The 16,540-nt window shown below is 75.4% G+C and carries 10 protein-coding genes; 6 read left to right on the top strand and 4 right to left on the bottom strand.

The features are described from left to right. The first annotated feature begins 26 nt into the window (after window positions 1-26). The 3 genes from ACIBG6_RS00975 (at window position 27) to ACIBG6_RS00965 (ending at window position 3,114) form a co-directional block, all read left to right on the top strand. Window positions 27-506: an Lrp/AsnC family transcriptional regulator gene (locus tag ACIBG6_RS00975; RefSeq protein WP_399220343.1), complete on the top strand. Its 480-nt coding sequence runs from the start codon at window positions 27-29 to the stop codon at window positions 504-506. A 108-nt stretch (window positions 507-614) separates the two neighbouring features. Then, a complete protein-coding gene (locus ACIBG6_RS00970) occupies window positions 615-1,010 on the top strand; it encodes a molybdopterin-binding protein (protein ID WP_399220342.1) in 396 nt (131 codons plus the stop codon). A 124-nt stretch (window positions 1,011-1,134) separates the two neighbouring features. Continuing rightward, on the top strand, window positions 1,135-3,114 hold the full coding sequence (locus ACIBG6_RS00965; protein WP_399220340.1) for an ABC transporter permease: 1,980 nt from the start codon (window positions 1,135-1,137) through the stop codon (window positions 3,112-3,114). A gap of 224 nt (window positions 3,115-3,338) precedes the next feature. Here ACIBG6_RS00965 and ACIBG6_RS00960 read toward each other — a convergent pair whose 3' ends face one another. Beyond that, window positions 3,339-5,402, bottom strand: a complete 2,064-nt coding sequence (locus ACIBG6_RS00960) for a SpoIIE family protein phosphatase (RefSeq protein ID WP_399220338.1) — start codon at window positions 5,400-5,402, stop codon at window positions 3,339-3,341. Window positions 5,403-5,675: 273 nt separating this feature from the next. Between ACIBG6_RS00960 and ACIBG6_RS00955 the strand changes: the two genes are divergently transcribed. Together ACIBG6_RS00955 and ACIBG6_RS00950 are read left to right on the top strand one after the other, a co-directional pair. After that, entirely contained in the window at window positions 5,676-7,433 is a 1,758-nt protein-coding gene (locus tag ACIBG6_RS00955; protein ID WP_399220337.1) for a hypothetical protein, read from the top strand. Continuing rightward, on the top strand, window positions 7,430-9,220 hold the full coding sequence (locus ACIBG6_RS00950) for a protein kinase (RefSeq protein WP_399220336.1): 1,791 nt from the start codon (window positions 7,430-7,432) through the stop codon (window positions 9,218-9,220). Before ACIBG6_RS00955 ends, ACIBG6_RS00950 begins: the two co-directional genes overlap by 4 nt. On the opposite strand, the gene ACIBG6_RS00945 is transcribed toward ACIBG6_RS00950, so the two are convergent. The 3 genes from ACIBG6_RS00945 to ACIBG6_RS00935 form a co-directional block, all read right to left on the bottom strand. Then, the gene (locus ACIBG6_RS00945) at window positions 9,202-12,330 is read right to left on the bottom strand and encodes an AAA family ATPase (protein WP_399220335.1); all 3,129 of its coding nucleotides are present in this window, start codon (window positions 12,328-12,330) and stop codon (window positions 9,202-9,204) included. The two genes, ACIBG6_RS00950 and ACIBG6_RS00945, sit on opposite strands and share 19 nt — an antisense overlap. A gap of 147 nt (window positions 12,331-12,477) precedes the next feature. Further along, window positions 12,478-13,341, bottom strand: coding sequence for a phosphoenolpyruvate hydrolase family protein (locus tag ACIBG6_RS00940; protein ID WP_399220333.1), 864 nt, complete (start codon window positions 13,339-13,341; stop codon window positions 12,478-12,480). Between the two features lie 45 nt (window positions 13,342-13,386). Then, window positions 13,387-14,649: a Tm-1-like ATP-binding domain-containing protein gene (locus ACIBG6_RS00935; RefSeq protein ID WP_399220332.1), complete on the bottom strand. Its 1,263-nt coding sequence runs from the start codon at window positions 14,647-14,649 to the stop codon at window positions 13,387-13,389. 135 nt (window positions 14,650-14,784) lie between these two features. Here ACIBG6_RS00935 and ACIBG6_RS00930 point away from each other — a divergent pair, with 135 nt between their 5' ends. After that, the gene (locus ACIBG6_RS00930; protein ID WP_399220331.1) at window positions 14,785-16,260 is read left to right on the top strand and encodes a PLP-dependent aminotransferase family protein; all 1,476 of its coding nucleotides are present in this window, start codon (window positions 14,785-14,787) and stop codon (window positions 16,258-16,260) included. The last annotated feature ends 280 nt before the right edge of the window (window positions 16,261-16,540 follow it).

Genomic DNA, 16,540 nt, shown 5'->3' with positions numbered 1-16,540 from the left:
GTGGGAGCGAAGGAGGCCGACCGGCCATGGCGGTGGACGAACTCGACACCCGCGTCCTGCGGCTCCTCATCGAGCGGCCACGTACGAGCGTGCGCGAGTACGCACGGATCCTGGGCGTGGCGCGGGGCACCGTGCAGGCGCGGATCGACCGTCTGGAGCGGGACGGGGTGATCACGGCGACCGGCCCCGTCCTCTCCCCCGCCGCCCTGGGGCACCCCGTGCTCGCCTTCGTCCACGTCGAGGTGACGCAGGGCCATCTCGACGAGGTCGGTGACGCCCTCGCGGGCGTCCCGGAGATCGTGGAGGCCTTCTCGATCACCGGCGGCGGGGATCTGCTGACCCGGGTGGTGGCCCGGGACGCCGGGCACCTGGAGGATGTCATCCAGCGGCTGATCCAGCTGCCGGGGGTGGTCCGCACCCGGACCGAGATCGCGCTGCGCGAGCGCGTGCCGCACCGGCTGCTGCCCCTGGTCGAGGCGATCGGGCGCCGGTCCGGCACCGCCTGAACGCACCCCACCCGCACCTTGTCGATTCCTCCAACAAGACTGGCGAATGCGCCGAGATACGCCTCGGTTCGTTGTAGACAGGAAGCCGCACGACCTACGGTGGCGCATATGCAGTCCTACACCATCGGGCAGGCGGCGCGTCTCCTGGGCGTCAGCCCCGACACCGCACGACGCTGGGCCGACGCGGGCCGGGTCGCGACCCAGCGCGACGAGAGCGGCCGGCGGCTCATCGACGGCCGCGACCTCGCCGCCTTCTCGATCGAGATCGCCCAGAGCGGCACGGGCGACGAGGACGACTCGTACACGTCCGCCCGGAACGCCTTCCCCGGGATCGTGACCGCCGTCAAGCTCGGCGACATCGCCGCACAGGTCGAGATCCAGGCGGGCCCGCACCGGCTCGTGTCCCTCCTCACCCGCGAGGCGGTCGAGGAGCTGGGGCTCGAGGTCGGCATGCAGGCGACCGCCCGGGTGAAGTCGACCAGCGTCCACATCGACCGCACCTGATCCACCGTCTTCCGAGGTGCCGCGCGGTCTCCCGCACCGGCCGGAGCCCCGGACTCGCCGTGGGGGCTGTCCGCGTCCGGGGGGACGGACAGCCCCCACCTCCATCTGCTGCCAGGGAACACCGATGAAACGACTCCGCGCCCGCCCCTCAGGTCACGGCCCGCGCCCGCCCGTCGTCCTCGTCGTCCCCGCGCTGCTCGCCGTGGCGTTGCTGGTCCTGCCCCTCGTCGGCGTCCTGGCCCGTACGGAGTGGGGCGCCATCGGCGCGCACCTGACGGATCCCGGCACCGTGCAGGCCCTGAAGCTGTCGCTGGTCGTCTCCTTCTGGGCGCTCGGTCTGTCGCTGCTGCTCGGGGTCCCGCTGGCCTGGCTGCTCGCGCGGGTGCCGTTCCGCGGCAAGGCGATCGTCCGCTCCCTCGTCCTGCTGCCCATGGTGCTGCCGCCGACCGTCGGCGGTGTGGCGCTGCTGCTCGCGTTCGGGCGGCGCGGGCTCCTGGGGCCCTGGCTGGAGTCCACGTTCGGCGTCACGCTCCCCTTCCACACCTCGGGCGCGGTCCTCGCCGCGACCTTCGTGGCGATGCCGTTCCTCGTCATCAGCCTGGAGGGCGCGCTCGGCGGACTGCGCCCCCGTTACGAGGAGACGGCGGCCTCCCTCGGTGCCTCTCCGGTGCGGGTGTTCTTCACCGTCACCCTGCCGATGGTCGCGCCGGGGCTCCTCGCGGGCGCCGCGCTGACCTGGGCACGGGCGCTGGGCGAGTTCGGCGCCACCATCACCTTCGCCGGAAACCTGCCCGGCACCACCCAGACCCTGCCGCTCCAGGTGTACCTGCTGCTCCAGGAGGAGCCCGAGGCGGCGACCTCCGTGTCACTGCTGCTGCTCGTCATCGCCATGGCCGTACTCGTCGCCCTGCGCGGCCGCTGGACGGGCGCGCCGGCGTCGCCCCGGCGCACCGTACCCGCCCCTGAGCCCGGTCCCGCCGCCGAGCCCGGACTCGCCGCTCAGCCCGGTCCCGCCCCCGGTTCCGCGTCCGAGGCCGGCGCCGCACCCGGTCCGCAGCCGGACGGCGGGCGCTGGGCGCTGCGGGCCGAGGTCGGCGGCTTCACCGAACTGGTCCTGGACGCCGATCCCGGCACCACGATCGCCGTCGTCGGCCCCAACGGCGCCGGCAAGACCACCCTGCTGCGGGCCCTCCTCGGTCTCACCCCCCGCGCCCACGCCACGCTGCGGCTCGGCGACACCGACGTCACCGATCTGCCCCCGCACCGGCGGCAGGTGGCCTGGGTGCCTCAGGACGGCGCGCTGTTCCCGCATCTGTCCGCGCTCTCGAACACCGCGTACGGCCTGCGGGCTCACGGCGTTCCCCGCGCCGAGGCGCGGCGGGCCGCCCAGGCCTGGCTCGACCGGCTCGGCGTGGGGCAGCTGGCGCACCGCCGTCCCGCGCAGCTCTCCGGCGGCCAGGCCCAGCGGGTCGCCCTCGCCCGCGCACTGGCCGCCCGACCCCGGCTGCTGCTCCTCGACGAGCCGCTCGCCGCGCTCGACCAGACCACCCGTGCCCATGTGCGGCACACCCTGCGCAGCCATCTCGCCGGGTTCGGCGGTGTCTGTCTGATCGTGACCCACGACCCCGTGGAGGCCGTCTCGCTCGCCGACCGGGTCCTCGTCCTCGAGGAGGGGCGCACCCTCCAGGACGCGTCCCCCGGCGAGGTGTCGCGCCACCCCCGGTCGCCGTGGGTCGCCCGGATGCTCGGCAGCAACGCGTGGCCGGGGGCCGCGACCGCCGAAGGGCTCACGCTCGACGGGGGCGGCACCCTGGTCGCCGCCGAGCCGCCGCCGCCCGGCTCGCGGGCGCTCGCGATCATCGCGCCCGAGGCGGTGGCCGTGCACCGCGAGAAGCCGGGCGGCAGTCCCCGTAACGTCTGGCCCGGAACCGTACGGGAGATCACCGCGAGCGGCAGTCGGCTGCGGGTCCTGGTGACGTCCGACCGCGCACCGGACCTCGTCGCCGAGATCACCCCGCAGGCGGCGGCCGAGCTGGGTCTCGCGGACGGGGTGCCGGTCTGGACGGGGGTCAAGGCGACCGAGGTGACCGTCGTGACGCTCTGACCGCCGGGAGGTCCTCGCCGTCGTGACCTCGCCGTCGTGATGACCTGGCCGTCGTGACCTCGCCGTCGTGATGACCTGGCCGTCGTGACCTCGCCGTCGTGATGACCTGGCCGTCGTGAGGTCCTCGCCGTCGTGACGCTCTGAACGCCGTGATGACCTGGCCGCCGTGACAGCCTCGCCGTCGTGATGACCTCGCCGTCGTGACCTCCCGACCGCTCGCTCCCTCAGCGCCTGGTCCGCGTACGGGCCATGAGGACCGCCACGTCGTCCTGGGCCGGTCCCCCGAGGAGCCGTGCGAGGACCTCGTCGCACAGGGTGTCCAGCGGCCGGTCCAGGTCCCGGAGCGCCCGGGCGAGCTGGCTCATCCCCTGGTCGAGGTCCCGGTCGCGGGCCTCGATGAGGCCGTCCGTGTAGAGGACGAGCAGGCCGCCCTCGGGCAGGGCGACCTCCTCCGTACCGAAGTCGTGGGCTCCGGTGCCCAGCGGGGTGCCGGGCGGGCCTTCGAGGAAGGTGATGGTGCCGTCCGGGGTGGCGAGCGCCGGTGGCGGGTGCCCGGCGCGGGCGATGACCCAGCTCCCGGTCGCCGGGTCGTGGACCGCGTACACGCAGGTGGCCATCTCGTCCTCGCCAAGGTCGGCCACGACGGCGTCGAGCGAGCTGAGCATCCGGGCCGGGGCGATGTCGTGGCGGGCCAGAGTGCGTACGGCGGTGCGCAGTTGGCCCATGACGGCCGCCGCGTGGATGCCGTGGCCCATGACGTCGCCGATGACCAGGCCCGTCCTGCCGCCGGGGAGGGCGATCACGTCGAACCAGTCGCCGCCGACGTCATGGGAGCTCGCCGGCAGATAGCGGCCGGTGAGTTCCAGTCCGGTGACGGCGGGCAGCGCGCTGTTGGTGAGGCTGCGCTGGAGCGTGAGGGCCGCTTCCCGCTGTGTGGTGTAGAGACGGGCGTTGTCGATGTTGAGGGCGGCGCGGGCCACGACCTCGTCGATGAGGACGCAGTCCTGTACGTCGAAGGGCTCCCGGGTCCGCAGCCGCGTCACGGTGACCGCGCCGAGCACCTGGCCCCTGGCCACCAGGGGGACCAGGCGCGCCGAGCCGATGCGGGTCGCGAAGTAGGTGCGGAGCGCCTCGGTGCGCGGGTCGGTGAAGAGCTCCGGGATGTCGGAGGTGTAGAGGTTCGTGGGTCTCCCGCGGGAGACGACCTGTTCGTAGACGGAGTCCAGCGGGAGCTGGAAGGTCTGGCCCGCGGTGAGCAGGGACGTGGGGGCCGTCGGGTCGGGGAACCCGGCCGCGAGGCGGCGCAGCACTCCGCGCGTGGAGCCGGCCGGGTCGTCGGGTTCGAGGACCGATTCCAGCATCTGTACGTCGGCGGAGTCGGCGAGCTGGGGCACGAGGAAGCTCACCACCTCGCCGGCCGTCTGCTCCAGGTCGAGGGTCGTGCCGATCCGGGCGCCGGCTTCGGCGAGCAGGGCGAAGCGGTGCCGGGCCCGCTCGACCTCGATGTGCGCCTCCTGGCTCTCGGTGATGTCGACGAGGGAGGCGATGAGGCCGAGGGGTTCCTCGGCGCGGTCGCTGAGGGGTGCGTACGAGCAGGACCAGATGTGGTCGCGGCCGGGGTCGGCGGGCGTGCGGCCGACCCTGCGGGCGTCGACGACGGCGGTTCCGCTGTCGAGGACCTGGCGCATGAGGGATTCGAGCGCGGTGGCGTTGACGCCGGGCACGACCTCGGTGAGACGGCGGCCGACATGGGCGGCGGACGGTACGCCGTTCATCCGGGCGAGGGCGTCGTTGACGCGGAGGAAGCGCAGGTCGGGGCCGAGGAGGGCGAGGCCGATGGGCGACTGGGTGAAGAGGCTCTCCATCGCCGCGAGGTTCTCCCGCATGCGCAGGACCTCGGAGGTCTCCACGGCGATGAGCATGGCACCGGAACGCCCCTGCGGGTCGGCGGCCGGCACGATCCACATCTCCATGGCGACGGTGTGGCCGTCGCGGTGGCGGACGGGGAGCGTGCCGACCATGGTCTCGCCGGACTGGACGCGCTTGGTCAGTTTCGCGGCCAGATCGCGGTTGGCGTCCGGCACGAGGAGCGGTGCGGCGAGGCGCCCGAGCACGTGCTCGGGCCGATGGCCGAGCAGGTCCTGGGCGGCGAGGGACCATTCGACGATGCGACCCTCGGCGTCCTCCCGCCAGAGGGCGATGGGCAGCAGCTCGCGGAGCACGCCCGCGTCCCCGACGGCCGCACGGGGCGGCTGCGGAACCCTGCTCGACGACTGGTGAGTCTCCAACGCATCGACCTACGCATCGGCCTGGCCCAGAGGGCGCAATCCCTACCGATTCACCCTAGCCGAGTCGTTGACGGGGGGCTCTGCGCAGTGCGGCCGTCCGGTTCCGGGCCGCCGCCGGGGGAGGGAATCGGGAGGCCGTACCCGGCGCTTCGCGGTTCTTCCGTAGTTCTACGGATGTGCGGGGCGGCGGGCGTCTGCGAGAGTCGTCGCGACCTCCGTGTATGCGCATCCACCTGTGCCGCCGTTCCGCCTCCCGTCCCCGGAGTACCCCGCATGACCAGCCTCCCGTCCGACGCGCGTCCGTACGACCGGGGGCCCGGCGGCGGCCGGCCGGAGGATCCCGACACCCTGCTCGACCGGGCCCGGCGGCTCTCCGCGGCCGGCGGGCACCCCGCGGCCGGCCGGGCCTGGGAGCGGGCCGCGACGGCCCTGCGGCGCGCCGGCGGGGCCATCACTCCCGGGGACCACGCCGACGCGCTGGACGCCACCGCCCTCGACTGCCGGGGCAGGGCGCGACCCGCGGCCCAAACCCTCTTCTCGCGCGCCGCCGAGCTCCACGAACGGTCCGGTCAGCCCGGCAAGGCGCTCATCTCACGTGCCCGGGCGCTCGCCACCGGCCCCGAACCGGGAGCGACGGCCTGCGCGGGGCTCGCGGACCTCTGCGAGCGGGCCGCCGTCCTGCACGAGGCCGGCCGGGCCACCGTCGCCCAGACCGCGACGGTCCTCCTGCTGCGCTGCCGGGCCCGCGCCGATCTCCTCGACACCGCGCCCGACCCGGCGGCCGAGGCCGCCGCGCTGCGCGAGGACCTCGTCCGGCTCGTCGCCTTCGCCGCGCCGCACCGGACGGACCCCGCCGTCCTCGGCCCGCTCGCCGACTCCCGCGCCCTGCTTGGTCGGGTCACCGCGCCCGACGACCCGGCAGTGGCCCTCACCCACCTGCGGGCGGCGCTCGCGGACCACGGCGCCTCGGGGCGGCCCTGGCCCCCGACGGAGACCCAGCTGCTGCTCGCCGGGGTACTCCGGGCCACCGGGGCGCATGCGGAGGCGGCCACGGTGCTGCGTACCGCCGTCGTCTCCGGCGAAGAGACCGCCCTGCTCCGGGCCGCCGACCGGGCCCGCCTCCGCCTCGCCCTCGCGCGGACGCTCGACGGACACGACAGCCGCGAGGGCGGCGCGGAGGTGGTGTCGCTCCTCACCGAGGCCGTCCGCCTGTCCGACCACTCCGGCGAGGACCCTCGCCTGGGCGTCCTGGCCCGGCTGCGCCTCGGCTCCGCCCACGCGGCGCGCGGCCGCTGGCAGGAGGCCGTCACCGTCCTGGAGGCGGTCCTGGCCGGGCCGGCGCGGGACGGGGACGAGGCGGCTCGCGTACGGGCCAGGGCGTGGCTCGCCTTCTGCGCGCTGCGGCTGGGCGACCCCGAACGGGCCGCACGGCAGTACGCGCTCGCGGCGGCCGAGGCCCGGCTCCGGGCCGATCGTCGCCACGGCGCGGCCCTCAGCCACCGTGCCGCGCACGCCCTCGGTACGGCCGGGGCTCCGGAGAAGGCGGCCCGGGCCTACGAACGCGCGGCCGACCTGTGGCGTTCCGTCGGCGATCACGGCGCGGCGGCCCGCTCCCTGCGGGCTCGTGCCCGGCACGTACGCACGGCCTGGGGCACCGCCAGGGCCGAAGTGGTCCTGGAGGAGGCCCTTCGGGAGGCCCAGCGCGGTCTGCCCGGAGCCCCGGGACCGGCTGAACACGACCGGCTGCGCGCCGAACTCGTGTCGATCCGCGAAGAACTGACGGATCTTCTCGACCCCGGTGCCGACGTCGACTCCGGAGCCGGCGTGGACTCCGGCGCCGGGGTCGACACTGGTGCCGGGGTCGACGCCGGCGCGCTCGACACGGACGACGGCTCCGGTCCCGGTCCGTGGTCGCCGCCGGATCCGTACGAAGCGTCGGGGCACTACCAGATCAACGTGTACGGCGACGTGGGCGGGAGCGGCCCGCCGGCCGCCGCCGCACCGAGAACCCGAGTACAGGGGTGCGTGTGAGCAGAGTGATCGACGGCCGCTTCGAGCTGGTGGAGCGACTCGGCGGCGGAGGCATGGGAACGGTCTGGCGCGCCCGCGACCTGGCCCTCCACCGTGACGTGGCCCTCAAGGAGGTACGCCCGCCGGATCCCGCGCTGGCCGAATACGACGCCGAGGGCGCCCGGACCCTGCGGGCGCGGGTGCTCCGCGAGGCCCGGGCGCTGGCCCGGATCGACCATCCGGGCGTGGTGACGATCCATCACATCGTCGACGCGGGCGAGGGCACGTACCCGTGGCTGGTGATGGAACTGGTCACCGGCGGCTCCCTCCAGGACCGCCTCGACCGGGGCCCGATGACGCCCGCCGACGCCGCCGTGCTCGGGCACCGCCTGCTCGCCGCCCTGACGGCCGCCCACGAGCGGGACATCGAGCACCGTGACGTGAAGCCCGCCAACGTCCTGCTGCGTCCGGACGGACGGCCGGTCCTCACCGACTTCGGCATCGCCGCGATCCGCGAGTCCACCGTCCTCACGGCCTCGGGTTCGATCATCGGCTCGCCCGACTACATGGCGCCCGAGCGGATCCGCGGCCGTTCGAGCGGCCCCGCCGCCGACCTGTGGTCCCTGGGCATGCTGCTGTACGTGGCGGTGGAGGGCCACCACCCGCTGCGCCGGGAGAACACCCTGGCGACTCTGGCGGCGGTGCTCTCCGACGACGTGCCACCGCCGCTGCGGGCCGGCGGACTCACGGACCTCCTGACCCGGCTGCTCGTACGGGATCCGACCGCCCGCCCGGACACGGCGGAACTCGACCGCCTTCTCGCCGCTGCCGCGACCGGCTCGGAACCGGCGGACGCGAAACCGGCGGGCGAGGACACGGCGGGTGTCGAGGCCGTCGAGGAGCAGAGGGGCGGCGAAGGAGCGGCCGGAGAGGCGACGGTGACCTCGTTCCGGCTGTCGCCTCCCCCGTCTCCGCCATCCGCGTCGTCCGCGCATCCCGAGACGGCACCTTCCGTACCCGTACCCGGACTCGAACCCGTACCCGTGCCCGTACCCGGACTCGAACCCGGCCCCGTACCCGTACCCTCCGCTGCGGCGGGTGCGGTAGGTGCCGCGGAGCCGACCTCGGCGGGACTCACCGCCGGCGTGCGCCGGAGAGGCCGCGCCGCCAGGTTCTTCGGCAGCGCCCTCGTCGTGGTCCTCGCCGTCGGGATCCCCGTCGGCGCGATGGCCTGGGACTGGCGGCCCGGCGAGGCGGGCGACGGCCCGAGCAGCGCTCCGCCCTCGCAGCAAGGGCCGGCCGCACAGCGTCCCCGCTCGTCGACGGCGCCGGTGAAGACCTCGGCCCCGAAAGAGCGCGACCTGCTCACGCCCGCCGGGATCAGGGCCGCCGTCGCCGCGGTCCACGCCGCCACGGACGGCGCGAAGGTCACCGGTTTCGTCGTGTACCCGGACTACGCCGTGGCCCAGTCACTGGTCAAGGGCAGTACGAAGCGCTACGACCGGTACATCTACCGGGGCGAGGACGTGGCCGTCCGCCAGGGACCCGGCGGTACGGCCTTCCCCGGATCGGTCCCCACCGACCTGAACGCCTTCGACTGGGACTCCCTGCCCGCTCTCCTGAAGCGCGCCGACAAGGACCTGGGCATCGATCGGCCCACCAGCCGGTACCTCGTGGTCACCCCGGGCTCGACGCTGCTCGGGAGCGGCGCCGGCCTGAGCATCTACCTGTCCGACACGTACGGCGTGGCCTACATCAACGCCGACACGAAGGGCCGGGTGACCTCCACTCATCCCCGCGAGAACTGACCTCCGCCCACCCCGGTCCTGACGACCAGGGAGGCGAGGCCCGCCCGGGTCTCCACACCCGTCTTCCGGTAGACCCGGGCGACATGGCTCTCGACCGTGCGGGGACTCAGGCAGAGCCGGTCGGCCACCGCCTGGTTCGTCAGCCCTTCGGCGACGAGGACCGATATCTCGCGCTCGCGCGGGGTGAGCACGGCGAGCCGTCCGCCGGGCGCGCCGCCGTCCGGAGGCGCCGGTCTGGTCCGGTCGGCCAGGTCGACCAGCATGAGGGCGCCGCCGTCGGCCGCCAGGCGGCGGCCCCTGCGCCAGAGTGCGGCGGCCCGGGCTCCGTCACCCGCGGCCTGTACGTGCGGGGCGGCGAGGAGCAGGCTGTGGGCCTCGCGGAGCCCGGCCCCGGAGCGGGCGCTCTCCCTCGCGGCCTCGGTGAAGGCCTCGGCGGCGGCCGCCGATTCGCCCCGGTGGGCCAGCACCCGCCCCCACGCGCGATGGGCGGCCCCCCGCTGGACGGGCAGGCCGAGCAGTGCCGCCTCCGTGAGGGCGCGCCGGGCCACGCGCTCGGCCTCCGGGAGGTCTCCGGCCACGAGGGCCGCCCCGGCGAGGAGTTCCAGATAGCCCGGGCGCAGGGAGGGCTGGAGCCGGGACAGGTCCCGGTCGCCGCCCGCCCGCAGGAGCGCCCCCCGCACCCGGTGCGGGTCCTGGCCGAGCGGGACGCTGTGGGCGAGCATGCAGCGGGCCTGCGTGGCCCACCAGCCCTGGGCGGTGCCCACGGTGGCCGCGGCCTCCTCCGCGGCGGCCAGTCCCTCGGGGTCGCCGAGGGGCCGGGCGTGGAGGAGGACGGTCGCGCGGATCGCCCGGCTGAAGCCGAGGAGTTCGGCGCCGCCCAGGGGGTGCGCGACGGTGAGGGACTCCTCGGCCAGGTCGAGCGCGGCACCGACCCTGCCCGTGACGAAGTGGACGTACGCCGAACAGAGGAGGAGCTGCGAGAGCGCGAAGGGCCGTCCGGCGCGGCGGGCCACCGCGATGCCCCGCACGGTGTGGCGCTCGGCCGCTCCGTACTCCTCCAGGAAGGCCTCGGTCCAGCCCAGGCGCACCAGCGACTCGACGTGGTCGGCCAGTTCGCCGTCCGTGAAGGCGTCGGTGAGCGCCGCGGCCTCCGTCGCGCGGGCGCGGGCGGTGGTCGTCTCGCCCTCGTACGCCTCGCCGAGCGCGGAGAGCGTCAGGGCCTCCGCCGTGTCGGCCTCGTCGCGGCGGCGCCGCGCGTCGTCGAGGGTCCGGGCGACCTCCCCGCGGACCTCGGGGTAGCGGGTGGCGAAGAGGGCCCGGGCGCCCCACTCGACGACGAGCGCGGTCCGCAGGCCGGCCCGGGGGCCGGGGCTGCGCTCCAGTTCGCGGCGGAGGAGCGCGTCGGCCTCGGGGTAGCGGCCGAGGTGGCGCTCCATGAACGCGCAGAGGAGGACGGCGGAGGTCCGGATCCCGGCCCTGTCCTCTGCGCCCTCTGTGGCCGTGGGGTCCTCTGGGCCCGCTGCGTCTCCTGCGTCCTCGGTACGAGCGGGGTCCGGGCGGCACATGTCGATCAGTCGGTGCAGGAGGTCCCGGCTCTCCGCGACGCGGCCCGCCGAGCCGAGCGCCTGGGCCCGGCGGAGCATCAGTTCGTGGCGGTCGGCGCGGTGTTCGGGAGCGTCGGGGAGGTGGTCGAGGGCGGCCGCGAGCCAGTGGGCGGCGCGCGCGGGGTCGACGGTCCCGGTCCGCTCGGCGGCCGCGACGAGGACGGCCGCGGTCTCCGCGTCCGGGCCGGCCGCGGCGCCCACGAGGTGGGGGGCCCGGGCGGTCGCGGGTGCGCCGGCCCGGGCGAGTGCGGCCGCCGCCCGCCGGTGCAGTTCGCGGCGGCGCCACGGGTCGAGGGCGCCCCGGACCAGCTCCGGGAGGGCCGGGTGGCGGGGGCCGAGGGTTCGGCCGTCCTGGTCGGGCCGGACGAGGTCACAGCGGGCCAGGGCGCGCAGCGCGGCGTCGATCCCGTCCTGGCCGTCCCCGACATCCGCGACGTCCCCGCCTCGGCGATCGGTGGCCACGGCCGCGACCAGTTCGGTCGTGGCGCGACCGTCGAGTACGGCGATCGCCTCCACGACGGCCCTCTCCACCGGGCCGAGCGGCGTCAGTTCGTCGAGGAGGACCGCCACCGGTCCGGTGCCGGGCGCCCCGCCGTGCCGCCCGCGGGTGTGGGCGAGCGCGCGGAAGTAGAGCGGGTTGCCGCCGCTGGCCGTGTGGAGCTCCCGGACCGTGTCCGACGGCACCCCGGGGGCGAGGCCCTCGGCGCAGTCGTCCGGTGCCAGCGGTCCGACGTCCAGCCGGGCGAGGGCGCCGGTGTCGGCGGCCCGGGCGAGGCAGGAGGCGAGGGCCGGCGGGGTCTGAAGCTCGCGTCGGGCCACGACGACCAGGACGGGAGCGCGCAGGGGGTGCCGGAGGAGATGGTCGACGAGGGCGACGGTGGCCGGGTCCGCCCGGTGGAGGTCGTCGAGGAGGAGGACGAGCCCGGGCGCCGGAACGCGGCCCAGCGCGGCACCGATTCGCCGCACGCGTTCGCCGTGTCCCTGCCCGCCGGGCGCACTCGCCACCGCGCTACCGCGTGCCGCCGCCTCGGGGACACCCTCGGTCGTGGCCGCGTCCGCCGCGTCCGCCGCCGCCGGCGAGCCCGTGCCCGTACTCCCCCGATGCCCCGGGCGCCGGGCGTCCCGCGGATCTGCCCCGGCCTCCTCGCCCATCAGCCCACCGTGCTCGACGAGTCGGGCGAGTTCGGCCAGGGCCGGGGCGGCCGCGCGCTCCTGGTGGTCGAGGTCGGCGAAGGCGTCCAGGACGGCCTGGAAGAGAGTTCCGCCGTCCGCTTCGGCGGTTCCGGCCCGGCCGCACAGGACGGTCACTCCGCGCCCCCTGGCCCGTATCGCGAACTCGGTCAGGAGCCGGGTCTTGCCGATGCCGGGCTCGCCCGTGACGTCCACGGCCACCGGGCCCGCGCCCTCCCTGCGGCAGCGCAGCAGCCCTTCCAGTCGGTCCAGTTCCCTGGCTCGCCCGACGAGGGGCGCGCGGTCGACGCACCCCCGGTCCGCGAAAGTGTCCACGTACAGTCCCCCTCGTGCGGTCGCACGTCGGTCGCGCGGTCGTGCGGACGTGCTTTTTCCCCGCTCTCAGTTGTACGGCACACCACCGACAGGCCCGTCGGCCGGTGGCCGGAGGGCCGGTCGTCGGTGTCCGGTGGCGGGAGGCCGTCAGCCGAGAGTGAGGGACTTGAAGGCGCGGGTCTGCTCCGTGACGGCCCGCTCCGTGGGCAGCCGCTCGATCGACGAGGCCCCGAAGAAGCCGACGACCCCGGTGGTGTGCTCCAGGACGTAGCGCGCGTCCTCCGGCTCCGCGATGGGCCCGCCGTGGCAGAGGACCAGGACGTCGGGGTTCACGCGCTTGGCCGCGTCGTGCATCTCCTGGACCGCCACGGCCGCCTGGTCGAGCGTCATCGCCGTGCCCGCGCCGATGGCGCCCTTGGTGGTGAGCCCCACGTGGGGCACGAGGACGTCGGCGCCCGCCGCCGCCATGTCGGCAGCCTGCTGCGGATCGAAGACGTACGGGGCGGTGAGCAGGTCCCGCTCGTGGGCGGCCCGGACCATGTCGACCTCCAGGCCGTACCCCATGCCGGTCTCCTCCAGGTTGACGCGGAAGGTGCCGTCGTACAGGCCGACCGTGGGGAAGTTCTGCACGCCCGCGAAGCCCATGGCCTTCAGCTCGTCCAGGAAGAGGTCCATGCGGCGGAACGGGTCGGTGCCGCAGACCCCGGCGAGGACGGGCGTGTCACGGACCACGGGCAGCACCTCGCGCGCCATGTCCTGGACGATCGCGTTGGCGTCCCCGTACGGCAGGAGCCCGGCGAGCGAACCGCGGCCCGCCATCCGGTAGCGGCCCGAGTTGTAGACGATCAGCAGGTCGACCCCGCCGGCCTCGGCGCACTTGGCGGAGAGACCGGTGCCCGCCCCGGCGCCGACGATCGGCCGGCCGGCGGCGACCTGGGCGCGCAGCCGGGCGAGGACGGCCTGGCGGCCGACGGTGGAACCGGTGTTCACGGTGGTGGATCCGGTGTTCACTTGATGGCTCCTCGATGTGTGGGTGTCGTTCGGTGCCCGGTGTCCTCAGGCCGTTCCGTGGCCCGCGCCGCCGTGGCTGCTCTCGGCGATCAACCGGTGGAGGCGGTCGGCCATGGCGACCGCGAAGGAGGCGTCGTTGACGTGCGCGTCGAGCTCGTGGACGCGGACCTCGCCGCCCCGGACGGCCGCGCGCAGGGCGTCGAGACCGGCGCGGTCGGCCTCGGGGTCGGCGAAGGGGCCGTCGGCCGTGTCCACGGCGGAGATGCCGCGCAGCGGCCAGAAGACCTCGGCGGGGCCGCGCGCGGTGCGGAGCTTGCGGCCCATCGTGGTGCCGAGCTCGGCCATTTCGGCGGCGGTGGTGCGCATGAGGGTCACCGTCGCGTTGTGGATGAGCAGCCGGCGCTCGCTGAACCGTTCCGGCACGGTCGCGGCCGGGCCGAAGTTGACCATGTCGAGGGCTCCTGGGGCGACGACCTGCGGGATGCCCATGGCCCCGGCGGCGGTGAGCCGGGTGGGGCCGGCGCTGAGCACGCCGCCGACCAGCTCGTCGGCGAGCTCCGTCGTCGTCAGGTCCAGTACGCCGTCGAGCATGCCGTCCCGCGCGAGCTTCTCGACGGCCCGGCCGCCCGCGCCGGTGGCGTGGAAGACGAGGACCTCGTAGCCCAGTTCGGCGAGCCGGGCGCGGGCCGCGTCGACGGCGGGGGTCGTGACGCCGAACATGGTGGCCGCGACGACCGGGCGCCCCCGACCCGCCGGCTCGTCGTGGTTCCGCTCGTGACGGCGGGCCATCCCCGCGGCGGCCGCGGCGGCGTTGCCGAGGACCTGGCAGGAGACGGCGTTGAGACCGGAGACGTCGACGACGCTGTACATCATGGTGAGGTCGCTGCTGTCGACGTACGGGGAGACGTCCCCGCCGGCCATGGTGCTGACCAGTACCTTCGGTACGCCGATGGGCAGGGCCCGCATCGCCTGGGCGGCGATCGCGGAACCGCCGCTGCCGGCCGCGGCGAGCACGGCGTGCAGCTTCCCCTTGCGGTAGAGGTCGAGGACGACACGGGTGAGGCCGTGGGCCATCGCGGTGACGGCGGCGCCCCGGTCTCCGGCGGCCCGCAGCCTGGCCAGGTCGTGGCCGGCGGCGCGCGCGACGACGTCGGCGGAGACGTCGGGCACGGGCGCGTGCGCGGGTGGCGGCAGGACACCGGTGTCGACGAGGAGGACGTCGCTGCCGTACTCCCGGAGCCGCTCCCGCAGCCAGGCGTACTCCTCCCCCTTCGTGTCCAGCGTCCCGACCAGCACGACGGTCGCCATGCCCCCACCCTTCTCCCGGTCCCGCGTCCGGTACCGCGGTCCGGTCCCGTTCTCGTCGATGCTCCGTCGCGCGACCTGCGGCGACAACGACCACTCCGGGCGTATTGGCCTGCGCCGTGGCGCACTATGGGGGCCATGGCCAGGATTGCTTCGACCCGTTTGTCCCGACTCCTCACCGGCTGGTCCTCCGAGGGGCCGGGGCCACTTCCCCGCCGTCTCGCGGACGCGCTGCGGGAGCTGGCCGAGCGCGGGGACGTACCGGCGGGGACCGTGCTGCCCTCGCAGCGCGAACTGGCGCTCGTCCTGGGCGTCAGCCGGTCCACGGTCACCTCCGCGTACGGCCTCCTGGAGACCGAGGGGTGGCTGGAGAGCGTGCGCGGCAGCGGCTCGCGACTGCGGGGCTCGGGGGCGCTCGACCGGTACGTCGCCGAGGGCCGGCTCGTGAGCTTCGACGCCCGTACGGGTACGGGGTCGGCGGGCGTCGCCGACCTGTCGAGCGGGGCGCTGCCGGGGCTCGGCGCGGTCGGCGAGGCGGTGGGGGCGCTGACCTCGGGCGACCTGGGCGGACTCCTGGTGGCCGACGGCTACCACCCGTACGGCATCCCGGCGTTGCGGGAGGGCATCGCCGCGTACTACCGGGCGGCGGGCGTGCCGACGGAGGCCGGGCAGATCCTGGTGACCGCGGGGTCGCAGCAGGCGGTGTGGCTCGTGGCGCAGGCGCTCGTGGAGCCGGGCGACACGGTCGTCGTGGAGGACCCCACGTACCGGGGCGCCTTGGAGGCGCTGCGGGCGCGGGGCGCCCGGCTGGTACCGGTCGGCGCGGACGGCACCGACGCGGGCGACGGCTCCGGCGCGGCGGCGCTCCGGCGGCTGAGCGCGCACGGCAGGCCCCGGCTGGTGTACCTCCAGCCGACCGTGCACAACCCGACCGGGCGGACGCTGGACGGCGCGGCGCGCCGGGAGTGGCGGCGGGTCCTGGAGGACCTGGAGCTGTTCACCGTAGAGGACACGGCCTGCGCGGAACTCGCCTTCGGGGACGGGGGCGCGGACGGGGATGGGGGCGGGGGCTGTGGCACCGGCGTCCCGGCGCCCCTTGTCGCCGGGCTTCCCATGGCGTCGACCGTGACCGTGGGCACGCTCTCGAAGCTCTTCTGGGGCGGCCTGCGGGTGGGTTGGGTGCGGTCCTCCCCCCAGGTGGTCGCCCGGCTCGCGAAGATCAAGACGTCGGTCGACCTGTCGTGCTCGGTCGTGGACCAGCTGGTGGCGGTCCGGCTGCTCGACCGGCTGCCCGAGGCCCGGGCCCGGCGCAGGGCCGAACTGCGGGCCCAACGGGACACGGCCGAGGCACTGTTGCGTGCCGGGGCTCCGCACTGGGAGTGGACCCGGCCGACGGGCGGCGCCGCCCTCTGGGTACGTGCCCCGGGCGCCGACACCGAGACCCTCGCCCAGCTGGCGCGGCGCCGTGGTGTCTCGGTCGTCCCCGGGTCGGCCTTCTCCCCGGTGGACGGCTTCCGGGACCGGATCCGACTGCCGTACGCCCACGGCACGGCGGCCTTGGAGGCGGCCCTCCCGACGCTCCTGGAGTGCGCGGAGCGCGCGGCGGCGGGGTGACGGCTGTCCAGAACTGGCCACGCGCCCCGGCCCGGGAGGCGTCCCGCTGTCAACTCGGGGAGGACGACCTCGCGTCCAAGGGTCTCGATCAGGCCAGGTCGCCGTGGATCACCACGGGCGGGCCACGGCACCGGAGCGGCACAGACGGCCGAATCCCACCGCTCGTCACTCAAACAGACCAGATGATGCACAGGTAGTCATCCCCCCAGGTCGCAGTGATCCTCGCGCCCTCGTCCACGCCCTGTTGAAGGTGATCTTCCGCAAGCACGCTGAACACCGG

It is taken from the genome of Streptomyces sp. NPDC050842 (genome assembly GCF_044456565.1).
Lineage (GTDB): Bacteria > Actinomycetota > Actinomycetes > Streptomycetales > Streptomycetaceae > Streptomyces.
The sequence above is the reverse complement of the archived record's forward strand: the minus strand, read 5'-3'. Positions and strand labels throughout refer to the sequence as shown.

Coding starts and splice junctions, on each gene's coding strand:
- ACIBG6_RS00975 (WP_399220343.1), top strand. CDS start 27: ATGGCGGTGGACGAACTCGACACCCGCGTCCTGCGGCTCCTCATCGAG.
- ACIBG6_RS00970 (WP_399220342.1), top strand. CDS start 615: ATGCAGTCCTACACCATCGGGCAGGCGGCGCGTCTCCTGGGCGTCAGC.
- ACIBG6_RS00965 (WP_399220340.1), top strand. CDS start 1,135: ATGAAACGACTCCGCGCCCGCCCCTCAGGTCACGGCCCGCGCCCGCCC.
- ACIBG6_RS00955 (WP_399220337.1), top strand. CDS start 5,676: ATGACCAGCCTCCCGTCCGACGCGCGTCCGTACGACCGGGGGCCCGGC.
- ACIBG6_RS00935 (WP_399220332.1), bottom strand. CDS start 14,649: ATGGCGACCGTCGTGCTGGTCGGGACGCTGGACACGAAGGGGGAGGAG.
- ACIBG6_RS00930 (WP_399220331.1), top strand. CDS start 14,785: ATGGCCAGGATTGCTTCGACCCGTTTGTCCCGACTCCTCACCGGCTGG.